The organism is Streptomyces sp. NPDC034111 (genome assembly GCF_055575375.1).
Window position 1 is genome coordinate 87,145 of sequence record NZ_JBVIST010000009.1, and the last position, 15,717, is coordinate 102,861.

Genomic DNA, 15,717 nt, shown 5'->3' on the forward strand with positions numbered 1-15,717 from the left:
CACTCCTCAAGCGGTTCCGGACCCCGGGACCTCGAACGGGTCGGGGTGCCATGGTATCGAGCCCGGGACCGCGGCTGCCTCGCGGCCAGGGTTCCGTACATGACACAGCAGCAGGGGCACCCGGATTCTTCCGGATGCCCCTGCTGTACAGCTGGTGGCTGTGCGGTGCTTCCGCACTGCCCAAAAGCGGCTCAGACCGTGATCAGGGCCTCCAGCGGAGCGCCCTTCAGGCCCGGCTCGAGCCGCTGCCGCCCGGCCAGGAAGCCCAGCTCCAGCAGCACCGCGACGCCCGCGACCTCGGCGCCGGAGCGGCGGACGAGCTGGAGCGAGGCCTCGGCGGTGCCGCCGGTGGCCAGCACGTCGTCGATCACCAGCACCCGGTCGCCCGGGGCCAGCGCATCGGCGTGGATCTCGATCTCGGCGCTGCCGTACTCCAGCTCGTACGCCTGGCAGAGCGTGGTGCCGGGCAGCTTGCCGGCCTTGCGTACGGGGACGAAGCCCACCCCGGCCCGGACCGCGACCGGGGCGGCAAGGATGAAGCCGCGCGCCTCCAGGCCCACGACCTTGTCCACCTCGTGGCGCCGGCACACGTCGGCGAAGGCTTCGGTGAGCGCACCGAAGGCCGCCGGGTCGGCCAGCAGCGGCGTGATGTCCTTGAACATCACGCCCGGCTGCGGGTAATCCGGAACGTCGGTGATCCGGCTGAGCAGCAGCTCGCGCAGCTCCTCGGGGGCGCTCATCGGCGCTTGCCCGACGGGCGGCCGCGGCCGCGGTTGCGGGCGGCGGGCTGGTGGCGCGGTCCGACGACCGCGGCATCGTCGGCCTCGTCCTCGGCCATGCCGGGGGCCCCGTCCTGCGTGTCCTCCTGGCTCGCACCCTTGGCGGCGGCCGCGGCGCGCTTCGCCATGACCCGCTTGGTCAGCGCCTTCATCTGCGGCTCGTTGTTCTTCAGGTCGGCGACCAGCGGGGTCGCGATGAAGATCGAGGAGTACGCACCGGCGGCGAGACCGACGAACAGGGCCAGCGAGATGTCGTTGAGCATGCCCGCGCCCAGCACCCCGCCGCCGACGAACAGCAGCCCGGCGACCGGCAGCAGCGCCACCACGGTGGTGTTGATCGAGCGCACCAGGGTGCCGTTGATGGAGCGGTTGGCGATCTCGCCGTAGGTGAAGCGGTTCTGCTTGGTGATGTCCTTGGAGGCTTCCTTGAGGCTGTCGAAGACGACGACCGTGTCGTAGAGGGAGTAACCGAGGATCGTCAGCAGACCGATGACCGTGCCGGGCGTGACCTCGAAACCGACCAGGGCGTAGACGCCGACCGTGATCGTGAGGTCGTGGATCAGGGCGATCAGAGCGGCGAGCGCCATCCGCCACTCGAAGGCGATGGCCAGATAGAGCACCACCAGGACCATGAAGATGCCCAGGCCCAGCCAGGCCTTGTTGGCGATCTCCTCACCCCAACTCGGGCCGACCAGCTGGGTGTTGACGTCCTTGACCGGTACGTTCAGGTCCTTGGCGAGCTCTTCCTGGACCGGCACCGACTGCTTGGTGTCCAGACCGCTGATCTGGATCCGCAGCCCGCCGCCGCCGAGCTTCTGCACCACGGCCTGGTGACCGCCCGACGCGGACTCGGCGTGGTGCTGGGCCTGGGAGGCGGAGATGCTGGTCTTCGGGGTGGTGAAGACCGCGCCGCCGGAGAACTCGATACCGAAGTTCAGCCCCCGCACCGCCAGGCCGACGATGGCCGTGATGGTGATCAGGATCGAGATGCCGTACCAGATCTTCCGCTTGCCGATGAAGTCGTAGCCGACCTCACCGCGGTAGAGCCGGGCGCCGAGGTTGCCGAGCTTGGACATCTCACGCCTCCTTCGTCTGGGTGGGGGCGGTGCGACGACGGCGCAGCGGCGGCTTGGCGCCCAGGCGCTTGGGGTCGAGGCCTGACCAGGAGTGGCCGTCGGAGAAGAACTTCCGGCGGGCCAGCATCGTCATCAGGGGCTTGGTGAAGAAGAAGACCACGACGACGTCGAGGACGGTGGTCAGGCCGAGCGTGAACGCGAAGCCCTTCACCTTGCCGACGGTGACGATGAACAGCACCGCGGCGGCCAGGAACGACACGAAGTCGGAGACCAGGATCGTCCGGCGGGCACGCGGCCAGCCGCGCTCCACGGCCGGGCGCAGGGTGCGGCCCTCGCGGATCTCGTCCCGGATGCGTTCGAAGTAGACGATGAATGAGTCGGCGGTGATACCGATGGCGACGATGGCGCCGCAGACCGCCGGTAGGTTCAGCGCGAACCCGATGGTCGGACCGAGCAGCGTCATGATCGTGTACGTCAGGATCGCCGAGACCGTGAGGCTCGCCAGGGCGACCAGCGCCAGGCCCCGGTAGTAGGCGACCAGGTAGACGACGACCAGCGCGAGGCCGATCGCACCGGCGAGCAGACCGGCGTGCAGCTGCTCACCGCCGAGCGCCGCGGTGACCGTGGTCTCGTCGGCGATCTTGAAGGAGAGCGGCAGGGCACCGTAGGAGAGCATGTTCGCCAGGTCCTCGGCGGACTGCTGGGTGAAGCCGCCGGAGATGGTGGCGTTGCCGCCGTTCAGCCGCTCGCTGACCCGCGGGTCGGAGACCACCGCGCCGTCGAGGACGATCGCGAACTGGTTCTGCGGCTGGGTCTTGGTGGCGAGCTTGCCGGTGACGTCCGCGAACTTCTTGCCGCCGTCGGAGGTGAAGTCCATCTGGACGATCCAGCCCTGGCCCTGCTGGCTGTCGAAGACGGCCTTGGCGTCCTTGACGTCGGTGCCCTCGACACCGACCGGGCCGAGCACGTACTTCAGCGCACCGTCGTCCTTGCACGCCACGACCGGGTCGGACGGCTTGGCCGCGGCGGCCTTCTCACCGGCCAGGGCGCGCGCCTTCTTGGTGGAGCAGTCCAGGGCGTTGAGCTGCTTCTGGAGGGCCGGCGGGATCGCGTCGGCGCCGGGAATCGGCGGCGTCGCAGGCGCGGAGGGCTTGGCCGGGCCGGACGGGGTGGGCTTCGCGGACGGCGCCTTCTTCAGGGAGTCCGTGACGGCGCGGCCCTGCGTCGTGGGCTTCGCGCCGGGCGTCGGCGAAGACGAGGCGTTCTGCTGGGTGCCGGGGGCCTTGTCACCGCCCTTCTCACCGGTGCCCTTGCCGTTCTTGCCCTGCGAGGGGCTGGGCGTGGGCTCGGGCGTCTTGGTGCCCGCGGTGGTGGTCAGCACCGGCCGGAAGCCGAGCTGGGCGGTCGTGCCGACCTGCTCGCGCGACTGCTTGGCGTCGGTGCCCCGGGGAATGTTCACCACGATGTGGTTGGTGCCCTGGGTCTGGACCTCGGCCTCGGACACGCCCAGACCGTTGACCCGCCGCTCCATGATGCCGGCAGCGGTCTTCATGTTGGTCTCGTTGATCGCGTTGGGCTTGCCCGGCATGTTCTCGGCCTGGAGCGTGAAGCTGGTGCCGCCGGCCAGGTCGATGCCCAGCCGGGGAGTCAGCGTCCCGGCGTAGAACATGCCTCCGATCAGCCCCACCATCACGATGAGGACCAGGACCAGGGTGCGGCCCGGATGCCCCTGGCTCGCGGGCGTCCTACGGCCCTTCTTCGGTGCTGCCACCTTCTCGTTTCTCCCTGTCCAACCCCTCGGCCTGGGGTGTCGGCCGAGCGGCCACGAAGTCTTGTGGGGACCTGCCCCCGCCGGAGCCTAGACCGTCCCGGAACCGCGGTGCACGCCACAACGTGCTCCGCGGTTCCGTGGGATGTACTACTTGGCGTCGCCGCCGGCCTTCTTGTCCTCCTTGGCGGCCTCGGCGTCGGCCTTGACGGCGTCCTTGGCGTCCTTGTCAGCCGTGGCCTCGTCGGCCGCGGGCTGCTCGGCAGCGGGCTCGGCGTCGGCCGGGGTACCGGCCTTGCCCAGGTCGATCTTGTCGGCCTTGTCACCCGTTTCGGTGGCCTCGCCGGCGGTGTCGGCGGTCAGCGACGACGCGTCGTCCGGAACGACCGGCTCGCCGCCGTGGATCGGATCGGCACCGTCCAGGATCCGGTTGTACTCCTCATCCGCGAGCACTGCGCCGATGGCGTTCTTGGCGTAGATGGCGTGCACGCCGGGGGCGACCTCCAGGAGGACGGTGTCCTCGTGGATTTCCTTGACCGTGGCGTACATGCCGCCGATGGTCCGGACGCCGGTGCCGGCCTGCATCTCGTCGCGCATCTGCTGGGCCGCCTGCTGCTTCTTCTTGGCGGACCGCGTCATCAGGAACATGGCCCCGATGAGGACGATGAAGGGGAGGAGAGTAAAGATACTCACGGGACGGAATTCCTTCGCACGACCGCTGCTGCGCGGTCTTCTATACGGGGTGGTATGCCGCCCGTACGGACGGCATCGGCGGAGTCTAAGCGAGTCCCCACCAGTGGAACAACGCCCAGCATCCCACCGCAGTTCCTGACCGGGCGAGTCCCCGCGCCGTCAGGGGCCGAACAAGCCCTGCTGTCCGCTTCCTCCCGATTGCTGCTGCGGGGGAACCATCCCGAGATGAGCCCAGGCCGCGGGGGTCGCGACCCGGCCCCTGGGCGTCCTGGCCAGCAGCCCCTCCCGCACCAGGAACGGCTCGGCGACCTCCTCGACCGTCTCGCGCTCCTCCCCCACCGCGACCGCGAGGGTCGACAGGCCCACCGGGCCGCCGCCGAAGAGTTTCAGCAGGGCCGTGAGCACCGCCCGGTCCAGGCGGTCCAGGCCGCGGGCGTCGACCTCGTAGACCCCCAGGGCCTGGGAGGCGATCTCGCGGGTGATCAGGCCGTCGGCCTTGACCTGGGCGTAGTCGCGGACGCGGCGCAGCAGGCGGTTGGCGATACGGGGCGTACCGCGGGAGCGGCCGGCGATCTCGGCGGCGCCCTCCGCCTCTATGTCGACATCCAGCAGCCCGGCGGAGCGGTGGATGACCCGCTCCAGCTCGGCCGGGGCGTAGAACTCCATATGGGCGGTGAAGCCGAAGCGGTCGCGCAGCGGGGGCGGCAGCAGACCGGCCCGGGTGGTGGCGCCGACCAGCGTGAACGGGGGGAGTTCGAGCGGGATGGCGGTCGCGCCCGGCCCCTTCCCCACGATCACGTCCACGCGGAAGTCCTCCATCGCCATGTAGAGCATCTCCTCGGCGGGCCGCGACATCCGGTGGATCTCGTCGAGGAAGAGGACCTCGCCCTCCTGCAAGGAGGAGAGGATCGCGGCGAGGTCGCCGGCGTGCTGGATGGCGGGGCCGGAGGTGATCCGGATCGGGGCGCCCATCTCGGCAGCGATGATCATCGAGAGGGTGGTCTTGCCGAGGCCGGGCGCACCGGACAGCAGGACGTGGTCGGCGGTGGCTCCGCGGGCGCGGGCGGCACGCAGCACCAGGTCGAGCTGTTCGCGCACCCGCTCCTGGCCCACGAATTCGGCGAGGTCCTTGGGCCGCAGCGCGGCCTCGACGGCGGTGTCCTCACCGTCCGCGTCGGCTCCGACCAGCCGGTCGGGGCCGGCCGGGGCGGCGTCCTCGGTGGGCGGTGCGGTGTCGTCCCAGTTCACTGCGGATTGCCTCGCGGGGTCGGGGCGGCCGGGCCGCCTTCATGGTCGTACGGTCGGGGGCCCACGGCCCCGGTGGCCGCGGTCATCGTGCGCGGTTCAGGCTCTGGAGCGCGGCCTTGAGCAGCTGCGGCACCTGGGGCGCGGCACCCTCGGCGAGCGCCGCATCGGCCTGCGGGGCGACCGCCGCGACCGCCTCGTCCGCCTCGCGGGTGGCGTAGCCGAGCCCGATCAGCGCGGCCTGCAACTGATCGCGCCAGCCGGCCGTCCCGGCGCCGCCGGTGGCCGCGCGGCCACTGCCCACCGGCTCGCCGAGCCGGTCCTTGAGCTCCAGCAGCAGCTTCTGCGCACCCTTCTTGCCGATGCCGGGCACGGCCGTCAGCGCCTTCTCGTCACCGGTGGCCACGGCCAGCCGCAGCGCGTCGGGCGAGTGCACCGCGAGCATCGCCTGGGCGAGCCGGGGGCCGACGCCGCTGGCGGTCTGAAGCAGCTCGAAGGTGGTCCGCTCGTCGTCGTCGGCGAAGCCGTAGAGCGTGAGCGAGTCCTCGCGGACGACGAGGGAGGTGGCCAGCTTGGTCTGCGCTCCGAGGCGCAGCCCGGAGAGCGTGTTCGGCGTGCACTGGACGGCCATCCCGATCCCGCCGACCTCGACGACGGCGGTATCGGGGGCCAGGGCCGCGACCGGGCCGGAGACAAAGGCGATCATCGGGTGCCCTTCGGCGTACGTACGGGAGCGGGGGTGCGGCGGGCGGCGGCCTGCGCCTGCTGGAGGCGGTTGACCGCGGGGGCGCGCCAGATGTGGCAGATGGCCAGGGCGAGGGCGTCGGCGGCATCGGCCGGTTTCGGTGGCGCGTCGAGCCGCAGCAGACGCGTGACCATCGCGCCGACCTGGGCCTTGTCGGCCCGGCCCGAGCCCGTCACGGCCGCCTTGACCTCACTGGGGGTGTGCAGCGCGACCGGCAGTCCGCGGCGGGCGGCGCAGAGCATGGCGACCGCGCTGGCCTGGGCGGTGCCCATGACCGTACGGACGTTGTGCTGGCTGAACACCCGCTCCACGGCGACGAATTCGGGCCGGTGGCGCTCCAGCCACTCCTCTATGCCGCGCTCGATGAGGACCAGCCGCTGGGCGATGTCCACGTCCGCCGGGGTCCGTACCACGCCGACGCCGGCCATCTTCAGCGGCCGGCCGGCGACGCCCTCCACCACGCCGACCCCGCACCGGGTCAGCCCCGGGTCCACGCCCAGCACCTTCACAGTGCCCTCCCCTCATGCCGCATGCCGTACCGTTTCGGCCCGCCGTTCCCCCATGGGGGGACGGAAGATCCCCTGCTCAGCACAGTATCCGGTGGCACTGACAACGCGACGGGCCGACGGGGGTGTGTCCGTTCCCCGTCGGCCCGTAAGAGTCAGCCGTGTTGGGCCCGCCTCAGGCGTCGACCTTGGCCATCACATCGTCCGGCACATCGAAGTTGGCGAAGACGTTCTGCACGTCGTCGCTGTCCTCCAGCGCGTCGATCAGCTTGAAGATCTTGCGCGCGCCCTCTTCCTCCAGCTCGACCTGCATGGTCGGGACGAAGTTGGCGTCGGCGGAGTCGTAGTCGATACCGGCCTCCTGGAGAGCGGTACGGACCGCGACCAGGTCGGTGGCCTCGCTCAGCACCTCGAAGGACTCACCGAGGTCGTTGACCTCCTCAGCGCCCGCGTCCAGCACCGCGCCCAGAACGTCGTCCTCGGTCAGCTCACCCTTGGGGACGATCACCACGCCCTTGCGGTTGAACAGGTACGACACCGAGCCCGGGTCGGCCATCGAACCGCCGTTGCGGGTCATGGCGACACGGACGTCCGAGGCGGCACGGTTGCGGTTGTCGGTGAGGCACTCGATGAGCACCGCGACACCGTTCGGGCCGTAACCCTCGTACATGATGGTCTCGTAGTCCGCGCCGCCGGCCTCCAGGCCCGCGCCGCGCTTGACCGCGGAGTCGATGTTCTTGTTCGGCACCGACGACTTCTTGGCCTTCTGGATGGCGTCGAAGAGGGTCGGGTTGCCGTCCGGGTCGGCGCCGCCCGTGCGGGCCGCGACCTCGATGTTCTTGATCAGCTTCGCGAAGAGCTTGCCGCGCTTGGCATCGATCACGGCCTTCTTGTGCTTCGTCGTAGCCCATTTAGAGTGGCCGGACATCCGCCTGTCTCCTTCGCGTAACCAATTTCTGCAACGAACGCCTTCGATCCTACCGGGGCTGGATCACCCGGTGTTACTCCGCCGAGGCACGCACCATGTCCACGAACAGGGCGTGCACCCGGTGGTCGCCGGTGAGCTCCGGGTGGAAGGACGTAGCGAGGACGTTACCCTGCCGCACGGCCACGGTGTGCCCGTCGTACGTGGCCAGGACCTCGACCTCACCGCCGACCGACTCGACCCACGGCGCCCTGATGAAGACGCCCTCGACCGGGCCGCCAGGGATGCCGGCGACGTCGATCGCCGCCTCGAAGGACTCGTTCTGCCGCCCGAAGGCGTTACGGCGCACGATCATGTCGATACCGCCGAACGTCTCCTGGTCGTCCCTGGCGTCCAGCAACTTGTCCGCGACCATGATCATGCCGGCGCAGGTGCCGTAGACCGGCTTGCCCGCGCGGACGAACGCGCGCAGCGGCTCCAACATGCCGAAGACGATGGCCAGTTTGGACATCGTGGTGGATTCGCCGCCCGGGATGACCAGGCCGGCGACCTCGTCCAGCTCCTCGGGCCTGCGCACCGGCCGCGCCTGGGCACCGGCGTCCGTGAGCGCCTTGACGTGCTCACGGACGTCGCCCTGGAGGGCCAGCACACCGATGGTGGGGGTGCTCATCTGCCGTCCTACCAGCCGCGGTTGGCGTAGCGCTCGGCCTCGGGGAGGGTGTCGCAGTTGATGCCGACCATGGCCTCACCCAGGTTGCGGGAGACATCCGCGATGACCTTCGGGTCGTCGTAGAAGGTGGTGGCCTTCACGATCGCCGCGGCGCGCTTGGCCGGGTCACCCGACTTGAAGATGCCGGAGCCGACGAAGACGCCCTCGGCACCGAGCTGGCGCATCAGCGCGGCGTCGGCCGGAGTGGCCACACCGCCGGCGGAGAACAGCACGACCGGCAGCTTGCCGAGCTCGGCGACCTCCTTGACCAGCTCGAACGGGGCACGCAGCTCCTTGGCGGCGGCGTACAGCTCGTTGTTGTCACAGCCGCGCAGCTTGGCGATCTCGCCCTTGATCTGGCGCAGGTGACGGACCGCCTCGACGACGTTGCCGGTGCCGGCCTCGCCCTTGGAACGGATCATGGCGGCGCCCTCGGCGATCCGGCGCAGCGCCTCGCCCAGGTTGGTGGCACCACAGACGAAGGGGGTGGTGAAGGCCCACTTGTCGGAGTGGTTGACCTCGTCGGCCGGGGTGAGGACCTCGGACTCGTCGATGTAGTCGACACCCAGCGACTGAAGGACCTGGGCCTCGACGAAGTGACCGATACGGGACTTGGCCATGACCGGGATGGAGACGGCGTTGATGATGCCGTCGATCATGTCGGGGTCCGACATACGGGCCACGCCGCCGTCCTTGCGGATGTCGGCGGGGACCCGCTCCAGGGCCATGACGGCGACGGCGCCCGCGTCCTCGGCGATCTTCGCCTCTTCCGGCGTGACGACGTCCATGATCACGCCGCCCTTGAGCTGCTCGGCCATTCCGCGCTTGACGCGCGCGGTTCCGGTCTCGGGGGTCTGGGGCGTGGTGGGCGTGCTGGACACGTGTGACCTCACTCAGTGCGGGTGGTTATGCGTGGCGACCACACAACCGTTAGTGAGCGACCGGAGAAAAGGGCCAATTCAAGGCCGGTGGCTCGTTGCGCGAGGGGCCACCCTGGTGTCAGTTCCCCGACCGGTCGTCCAGGACGGCCGGCGGCTCATCGTCCATCTCGAAGGCCAGCGGGAACGGCGCATGGCCGGCGAGCCGCAAGTAGCGCACCACCCGGTGGCGGCGCACCGCCCGCGCCGCCCGTACGGCGTCGTTGTGAAAGCGGCGCGCCATCGGGACACGACGCACCGCCGCGGTGAGCTCGGCGACCGTCTGCTCACCGCCCGGGGCCTCCCGTACGGCCTCCAGCTGCGCCTCCTCGGCAAAGATGGCCCGCAGCGCCTGGCTCAGCTCGCTCTCGGCGACCTCACGGTGGTCCTCCTCGGCCTGCCGGGCCTCGTGCGCGGCCTGGTAGAGCACGATCGAGGCGGCGGGATCCAGGATGCCCGACGTCCCCACCTCCTGCGCGACGGACGCCCGCCGCAGAAGCTGAGCATCGAGCGCCGCCCGGGCCGCGTCGATACGCGCGTGCAGACGGTCCAGCCGGCCGGCGGTCCAGCTGAGGTAGATACCGATGAGGACGATCGCGACGGCGATCCAGATGAACGTCACGCGAGCGCACACTACCCGCGCGTCCGCCCCCACGTTTTCGGCTTTCCCGCCGCGGGTGTTCGTCGCCGTTGCGCCTGCGGCGGGCGGTGCCGCTGCGCGGGGCTGTTCGTGTGCCGGTGACGGCCCTCCGGGCAGGGTTTCCGGACTGCTTCGCTTTACGTCCGGAAACCCTGCCCCTCCGGCCCATCACCTCCCGTGGGTGGGTGGAAGGAAGACCGGTGGGGGTGCAGGTGAGTGGTCAGGCGCGCCCAGTGGACCAAGGATCTGCGGCCATTGGACGTCAACGCCCGCCCCCACCGGCCTTTCCCCTCCCCACCCACGGGAGGGGACGGGCCGGAGGGGCCTTGTTTGTGGACGTAAAGCGAAGCAGTCCACAAACAAGGCCCCGGAGGTCCGTCACCGCACCCAACAACCACCTGGCCCGCCGCAGGCGCCACGGCGAGAACACGCACGGCGGGCCAGCCGACAACGTGGGAAGCCCGCCTACCGGCGCACCCGTTCGTCCGTGGCCACAGACGCCGCCCCCGCCGTCACCGTTTCGTACACGGCGAGGATGTCGGCGCCGACCGTCGACCAGTCGAAGCGGCGGACGTGGCGGGTGCCGCGTGCGCGCAGTTCGGTGAGGCGGTCGGGGTCGCCGAGGAGGCGTACCGCGGCGGTGGCGAGGGCGTCCGCGTCCTCGTTGGTGAAGAGTTCGCCGGCTTCGCCCTGGTCGAGGACCTGGGCGAAGGCGTCCAGGTCGCTGGCCAGTACGGGGGCGCCGGCCGACATCGCCTCCACCAGGATGATGCCGAAGGACTCACCGCCCGTATTGGGGGCGACGTAGACGTCGACGCTGCGCAGCAGGCGGGCCTTGTCCTCGTCGCTGACCATGCCGAGGAATTCGACCCGGGAGCGCAGTTCGGCGGGGAGGTCCGCGACCGCCTCCTCCTCGTCGCCGCGGCCGGCGACGAGGAGCCGGGCGTCGGGTACCTCGGCGAGGATCTTGGGCAGTGCCTGCATGAGGACCGGCAGGCCCTTGCGGGGTTCGTCGATGCGGCCGATGAAGCCGATGGTCCTGCCCTGCCAGGCGGGGTTGGGTTCGGCGCGGGCGAAGAAGTCGACGTCCACGCCGTTGGGGATGACCACGGCGTCGCCGCCGAGGTGTTCGACGAGGGTGCGCCGGGCGTACTCGCTGACGGCGATGCGGGCGCTGATCTTCTCCAGGGCGGGCTGCAGGATCGGGTATGCGGCGATCATGGCCCGGGAGCGCGGGTTGGAGGTGTGGAAGGTCGCCACGATGGGGCCCTGGGCAGCCCAGCAGGCGAGCAGGCCCAGGGAGGGCGAGGCCGGTTCGTGGATGTGGATGACGTCGAAGGCGCCGTTCTGGAGCCAGCGGCGGACCCGGGCGGCGGAGAGGAAGCCGAAGTTGAGGCGGGCGACCGAGCCGTTGTAGGGCACGGGCACGGCGCGGCCGGCGGAGACGACGTACGGCGGGAGCGGGGTGTCGTCGTCGGCGGGGGCCAGCACGGAGACCTCGTGGCCGAGGCGGATGAGGTGGTCGGCCAGGTCGCGGATGTGGAACTGCACCCCGCCGGGGACGTCCCAGGCGTACGGGCAGACGATGCCGATCTTCACGAGGTCTCCGTTCCGGGGGCCTCGGCGGTGTGCTGGGCGCGCGGCTCCAGGTCGGCCAGCCACAGCCGTTGCAGCATGTGCCAGTCCTCGGGGTGGTCGGCGATGCCGGAGGCGAAGGTGTCGGCGAGGGCCTGGGTCATCCGGGCGGCCTTCTCGGTACGGGTGCCGGTCTCGGGGGCCTCGATCTCGGCGTGGACGCGGCCGCGCATGACGGGGGTGTCGTCGTACCAGAGGGTGACCGGCAGCAGCATCGCGCCGGTCTGGAGGGCGAGCATCGCGGGGCCGGCGGGCATCTTGGTCTCCTCGCCGAAGAACGTGACGGGGATGCCGGAGCTGGACAGGTCGCGGTCGGCGACCAGGCAGACCAGGCCGCCGGCCCGCAGCCGCCGGGCGAGGGTGCCGAAGGCGGCGCCGCCGGTGTGCGGCAGCACCTCCATGCCCAGGCCCTCGCGGTAGGCCACGAAGCGGTCGTAGAGGGATTCCGGTTCGAGGCGCTCGGCGACGGTGGTGAAGGGGGTGTTGAGCTTGGTGGTGACCCAGACGCCGGCGAGGTCGTAGTTGCCCATGTGGGGCAGGGCGAGGATGACGCCGCGGTCGCTCTTGAGTCCGTCCGTGAGGTGGTGCAGGTCCTCGGCGGAGAAGGCCGTCTTTATCCGCTCCTCGCTCCAGGCGGGCAGCCGGAAGGACTCCATCCAGTAGCGCATGTACGAGCGCATCCCGGCGCGCGAGAGCTCGGCCAGGCGCTCGGGAGAGGCGTCCGGGACCACCCGGGCGAGGTTCGCCTCCAGGCGCCGGATGCCCTTGCCGCGGCGCTTCCAGGCGGTGTCGGCGATCCGCCGGCCGAGGCGTACGGCGACGCCTTCGGGCAGCTTCTTGACGGTGCTCCAGCCCAGGCCGTAGAGCGCGTCGGTGAGTTTGCCGGTGTCGATCAGACCGGTCATACGCTGTTCCCCCCTTGTGCGACGGCGGCGTCGGCCTCGGCCGACTCCCGGCGTACCGTCACCACTCGCTGGCCGAGTGTGACGGCGCTCCCGATGCCGACGACCCACAGGGCGATCGGCAGCAGGACCTCGACGCCGGGTACCCCGAATGTGTGCAGACCCGACAAACCGCAGGCCACCAGCGTGACCACCAGCCGCTCGGCGCGCTCCACCAGGCCGTTGACGTCCACCGGCAGCCCGATGGCCTCACCGCGCGCCTTGGTGTACGAGACCACCTGGCCGCTGGCCAGGCAGAAGATCGCCATCGCGCAGAGCACCAGGCTGTCGCCGTGCCCGGCGTACCAGAGGGCGAGCCCGCCGAAGATCGCCGAGTCGGCGACCCGGTCGAGGGTGGAGTCGAGGAAGGCCCCCCAGCGGCTGGAGCGGCCCAGCTGCCGCGCCATGTTGCCGTCGACCAGGTCGGAGAAGACGAACAGGGTGATGACGACCGTGCCCCAGAAGAACTCGCCCTGCGGGTAGAAGATCAGTGCGCCGGCCACCACACCTCCGGTGCCGACGAGGGTGACCGCGTCCGGGCTGACGCCGATACGGATGAGCAGGGCGGCGAACGGCGTGAGAACACGCGTGAAGAATGCACGCGCGTACTTGTTCAGCATGGCCTTCCCGGAGGTCGAAACGGGCCGCGAGGTCAAGGGGCCACCGGCTGGCCCATCGTAGCCACGAGGCCGCGGACCGCCGCTCACGCATCGCGGCGCGGGGTGCATCCCCCGGCCCGTGCCCGCCGACTTGCGCCCCCGGGCGCACGAACAGGGCTCGGGAGCCCTTGGGAGCGCCGGTTCCCTGTGCCATGTATGGACGCATCATGACCACGGTGGAAAGCTCGAATCACCGCAAAGTGTCGACCTGGAGGCGAGACACATGAGCGAGAAGTCGAGTACACACCCGGGAGCCGCCGGAAGGGCGTCAACGGCCGGCCGGCCCACGGCCCTGAGGAACGTGGTGCTGGTCGGCCACAGCGGATCCGGAAAAACCACTCTGGTCGAGGCCCTGGCGCTGGCATCCGGCGCGGTCAACCGGGCGGGCCGGGTCGAGGACGGCGGCAGTCTGTCGGACTACGACGAGATCGAGCACCGCCAGCAACGCTCCGTACAGCTCTCCCTGGTCCCGGTGGACTGGGGCGGCATCAAGATCAATATCCTGGACACCCCCGGATACGCCGATTTCGTCGGAGAACTCAGGGCCGGTCTGCGCGCCGCGGACGCGGCCCTTTTCGTTGTCTCTGCGGCCGACGGCGTGGCCGGGGCGACCCGTATGGTCTGGGACGAGTGCGCCGCCGTCGGTATGCCGCGCGCCCTGGTCATCACGCACCTGGAGGCGTCCCGCGCCGACTTCGGCGAGATGACCGACCTGTGCCGGTCCACCTTCGGCGGGGAGGACCCGGACGCGGTGGTGCCGCTCTACCTCCCGCTGTACGGGACGCCCGGCGCCGACGGCCACGCCCCCGTCCGCGGCCTGATCGGCCTGCTCTCCCAGCGGGTCTACGACTACTCCTCCGGGGAGCGCACCGAGCGCGAGCCCACCGGCGAGGAGCTGCCGCTGATCGAGGAGGCCCGCGGCCGCCTCATCGAGGCGATCATCGCCGAGAGCGAGGACGAGTCCCTGATGGACCGCTACCTCGGCGGCGAGGAGATCGACATCAAGACCCTCATCGGGGACCTGGAGACGGCGGTCGCGCGCGGCACCTTCCACCCCGTACTGGCCGCCGCCCCGGCCACGGACGGCGCCAAGCAGGGGCTGGGCACCGTGGAGCTGCTGGAGCTGATCACCGGCGGTTTCCCGACCCCGGCGGAGCGTGAGGCACCCGAGGTGACCAGCCCGGACGGCGCCCCGCGGCCCGCCCTCAGCTGCGATCCCGACGGCCCGCTGGCGGCCGAGGTGGTCAAGACCTCCTCCGACCCGTACGTCGGCCGGATCTCGCTGGTGCGGATGTTCTCGGGAACCCTGCGGCCGGACGAGACGGTGCATGTCTCGGGCCACGGCCTTCAGGACCGCGGGCACGAGGACCATGACGTCGACGAGCGGGTCGGCGCGCTGTCCACCCCGTTCGGCAAACAGCAGCGCCCGCTGCCGCAGGCCATCGCCGGGGATCTGGCGTGCGTGGGCAAGCTGTCCCGCGCGGAGACCGGCGACACCCTCTCCGACAAGGACGCCCCGCTCCTGATGGAGCCGTGGTCGATGCCCGACCCGCTGCTGCCGGTCGCCATCCAGGCGCACAGCAAGGCCGACGAGGACAAGCTCTCGCAGGGCCTGGCCCGCCTGGTGGCGGAGGATCCGACGATGCGGCTGGAGCACAATCAGGACACCCATCAGGTGGTCCTGTGGTGTCTGGGCGAGGCCCATGTCGATGTGGCGCTGGAACGGCTGCGCACCCGGTACGGCGTCCAGGTGGACACCGTCGCGCACAAGGTGTCGCTGCGGGAGACCTTCGGCGAGGCCGCCGCAGGCCGCGGCCGCCATGTCAAACAGTCGGGCGGGCACGGCCAGTTCGCGATCTGCGAGATCGAGGTCGAACCGCTGCCCGGCGGCTCCGGCATCGAGTTCGTGGACAAGGTCGTCGGCGGCGCGGTGCCCCGCCAGTTCATCCCGTCCGTGGAGAAGGGCGTACGCGCCCAGGCCGCGCGCGGGGTCGCCGCCGGGCATCCGCTCGTCGACATCCGCGTCACGCTGCTGGACGGCAAGGCGCACTCGGTCGACTCGTCGGACGCCGCGTTCCAGACGGCCGGCGCGCTGGCGCTGCGGGAGGCGGCCGCCGACGTCCGGATCGAGCTGCTCGAACCGGTCTGCGAGGTCAGTGTGATGGTTCCGGACGAATTCGTCGGCCCGGTGATGAGCGATCTGTCGGGCCGCCGCGGCCGGGTCGTGGGGACCGAACAGTCGGGCGCGGGCCGCACGGTCGTACGCGCCGAGGTGCCCGAGATCGAGATCGGCCGGTACGCGATCGATCTGCGTTCCCTTTCGCACGGCAGCGGACGGTTCTCGCGCGTCTACCTGCGGCATGAGCCGATGCCGCCGCAGCTCGCCGCAAAGGTGCGCCAGGAGGCGGAGAACGGCGGATAGCCGACACCCCGTCAGTCGCTTTACGGCCGCTGTCCGGCTCAACTCCCTTGGGCTGGA

The 15,717-nt window shown here is 70.8% G+C and carries 15 protein-coding genes; 1 reads left to right on the forward strand and 14 read right to left on the reverse strand.

The features are described 5' to 3' along the window. Positions 1-191: 191 nt before the first annotated feature. The 14 genes from ACZ55A_RS21570 to pgsA all read right to left on the reverse strand — a co-directional run bounded on the left by ACZ55A_RS21570 (position 192) and on the right by pgsA (position 13,199). On the reverse strand, positions 192-740 hold the full coding sequence (locus ACZ55A_RS21570) for an adenine phosphoribosyltransferase (protein WP_468842295.1): 549 nt from the start codon (positions 738-740) through the stop codon (positions 192-194). Then, a complete protein-coding gene (secF, locus tag ACZ55A_RS21575; RefSeq protein ID WP_468842298.1) occupies positions 737-1,855 on the reverse strand; it encodes a protein translocase subunit SecF in 1,119 nt (372 codons plus the stop codon). The genes ACZ55A_RS21570 and secF overlap by 4 nt, the downstream gene beginning before the upstream one ends. A gap of 1 nt (position 1,856) precedes the next feature. Beyond that, complete coding sequence (gene secD, locus ACZ55A_RS21580; protein WP_468842301.1) at positions 1,857-3,626, reverse strand: protein translocase subunit SecD; 1,770 nt, start codon at positions 3,624-3,626, stop codon at positions 1,857-1,859. Positions 3,627-3,773: 147 nt separating this feature from the next. Next, positions 3,774-4,316: a preprotein translocase subunit YajC gene (yajC, locus tag ACZ55A_RS21585; RefSeq protein WP_468842304.1), complete on the reverse strand. Its 543-nt coding sequence runs from the start codon at positions 4,314-4,316 to the stop codon at positions 3,774-3,776. A gap of 159 nt (positions 4,317-4,475) precedes the next feature. Next, a complete protein-coding gene (gene ruvB, locus ACZ55A_RS21590) occupies positions 4,476-5,564 on the reverse strand; it encodes a Holliday junction branch migration DNA helicase RuvB (RefSeq protein WP_468842307.1) in 1,089 nt (362 codons plus the stop codon). Between the two features lie 82 nt (positions 5,565-5,646). Then, positions 5,647-6,267, reverse strand: a complete 621-nt coding sequence (gene ruvA, locus ACZ55A_RS21595) for a Holliday junction branch migration protein RuvA (protein ID WP_468842310.1) — start codon at positions 6,265-6,267, stop codon at positions 5,647-5,649. Then, positions 6,264-6,815, reverse strand: coding sequence for a crossover junction endodeoxyribonuclease RuvC (gene ruvC / locus ACZ55A_RS21600; protein ID WP_468842312.1), 552 nt, complete (start codon positions 6,813-6,815; stop codon positions 6,264-6,266). The genes ruvA and ruvC overlap by 4 nt, the downstream gene beginning before the upstream one ends. Positions 6,816-6,987: 172 nt before the next feature. Then, entirely contained in the window at positions 6,988-7,740 is a 753-nt protein-coding gene (locus tag ACZ55A_RS21605) for a YebC/PmpR family DNA-binding transcriptional regulator (RefSeq protein WP_030415315.1), read from the reverse strand. A gap of 73 nt (positions 7,741-7,813) precedes the next feature. Beyond that, positions 7,814-8,407 carry a pyridoxal 5'-phosphate synthase glutaminase subunit PdxT gene (gene pdxT, locus ACZ55A_RS21610; protein ID WP_468842315.1) on the reverse strand — a complete coding sequence of 198 codons (594 nt, stop codon included), beginning with the start codon at positions 8,405-8,407 and terminating at the stop codon, positions 7,814-7,816. A gap of 8 nt (positions 8,408-8,415) precedes the next feature. Beyond that, entirely contained in the window at positions 8,416-9,327 is a 912-nt protein-coding gene (gene pdxS, locus ACZ55A_RS21615) for a pyridoxal 5'-phosphate synthase lyase subunit PdxS (RefSeq protein WP_046928996.1), read from the reverse strand. A gap of 118 nt (positions 9,328-9,445) precedes the next feature. Next, positions 9,446-9,985, reverse strand: coding sequence for a LemA family protein (locus ACZ55A_RS21620; protein ID WP_468842317.1), 540 nt, complete (start codon positions 9,983-9,985; stop codon positions 9,446-9,448). A gap of 483 nt (positions 9,986-10,468) precedes the next feature. After that, positions 10,469-11,602 carry a glycosyltransferase family 4 protein gene (locus tag ACZ55A_RS21625; RefSeq protein ID WP_468842320.1) on the reverse strand — a complete coding sequence of 378 codons (1,134 nt, stop codon included), beginning with the start codon at positions 11,600-11,602 and terminating at the stop codon, positions 10,469-10,471. After that, positions 11,599-12,543, reverse strand: a complete 945-nt coding sequence (locus ACZ55A_RS21630; RefSeq protein ID WP_468842323.1) for a phosphatidylinositol mannoside acyltransferase — start codon at positions 12,541-12,543, stop codon at positions 11,599-11,601. The genes ACZ55A_RS21625 and ACZ55A_RS21630 overlap by 4 nt, the downstream gene beginning before the upstream one ends. Further along, positions 12,540-13,199 (reverse strand): phosphatidylinositol phosphate synthase, encoded by a 660-nt coding sequence (gene pgsA / locus ACZ55A_RS21635; RefSeq protein WP_468842326.1) that lies wholly within the window; start codon positions 13,197-13,199, stop codon positions 12,540-12,542. The genes ACZ55A_RS21630 and pgsA overlap by 4 nt, the downstream gene beginning before the upstream one ends. A gap of 262 nt (positions 13,200-13,461) precedes the next feature. On the opposite strand from pgsA, the gene ACZ55A_RS21640 reads away from it, so the two are divergent. Continuing rightward, positions 13,462-15,660 carry an elongation factor G-like protein EF-G2 gene (locus tag ACZ55A_RS21640; RefSeq protein WP_468842329.1) on the forward strand — a complete coding sequence of 733 codons (2,199 nt, stop codon included), beginning with the start codon at positions 13,462-13,464 and terminating at the stop codon, positions 15,658-15,660. Positions 15,661-15,717: the final 57 nt, after the last annotated feature.